The sequence below is a fragment of the Bacteroides salyersiae WAL 10018 = DSM 18765 = JCM 12988 genome (genome assembly GCF_000381365.1).
In the GTDB taxonomy this organism is placed as follows: Bacteria; Bacteroidota; Bacteroidia; order Bacteroidales; family Bacteroidaceae; genus Bacteroides; species Bacteroides salyersiae.
In genome coordinates, this window is sequence record NZ_KB905466.1 from 183,855 (window position 1) to 184,733 (window position 879).

Here is an 879-nt window from a genome sequence, read left to right on the forward strand (position 1 = left end):
ACTGTTGTACCAAATGCTTCTGCTGCAGTACCCAGAGTCGTTAAAACTGGAACAGGAAGAGCTGTTGCAGATTTTTTCTTTTCCGTTTTTTCACTTTTCTGTGGATTATCTTCTATTTTGTAAGAATCTATAAAAAACATGATTTGTCTTCTCAATTGTCCCTTGCATCCAGAACGCTTTTAATCAATCATTCACAAAAACGTCATAATTAGATACATTAATGGAACGAATACGTCCTCTCCAAACAAAAAGAGTCAACCCAAGAGAATCAAAATAATAAACTTTATAAATATGACCATTTTTTTTAGCCCCATGAATATATATATCACTTACGTCATCAGGCAACAAGTTCACTAAAGTTAAGAAGTCATCATACAGCATGTTAATCAATTCATGTTTTTTATACACACAAGATACATCTGTTTCTATCCCATATATTAATTTATCTGTTTTCTCATCAGTTGAAAGTGATATTCTAAAATCTGGAAACGTATATGTATCGCTATATACTTGCATTTCCTCTTTTGAAATATAGCCATAACCCAGATGTAAATAATCCTCCACATTTGTTCCTAATACAAAAATTGATAACGATTTTAGTGGTATCAATATGTTAACGACCTATCCTTCCATGTTCTTCACCCTTTTGATCTTTAATAGCAATTTCTTTGATTTTTTAGATTTTTATCTTTAGCTGCTCCTTTTCTTTTCTTGTTTTAGCATTCCTTACATCTGACTCAAGTCCTTCCAATCTTTCTTTTTCCTTTTCAAGAGTGCGTCCACTATCTCCATGTTTTTCATTCTTGCTACTATCAGTTGCCTCATCAACTGTACGTTTAGGAGAGCTATCCCCTTGAAGTGTAAGTATAATAAAAATCG

At 32.5% G+C, this 879-nt stretch carries 2 protein-coding genes; both read right to left on the bottom strand.

Annotated features, from left to right (window positions below):
- Positions 1-183 precede the first annotated feature (183 nt).
- Positions 184-564, bottom strand: coding sequence for a hypothetical protein (locus HMPREF1532_RS20510; protein ID WP_244266396.1), 381 nt, complete (start codon positions 562-564; stop codon positions 184-186).
- A 112-nt stretch (positions 565-676) separates the two neighbouring features.
- Positions 677-879: hypothetical protein (locus tag HMPREF1532_RS20635; protein ID WP_244266397.1), on the bottom strand; the 203-nt coding region annotated here is incomplete at its 5' end.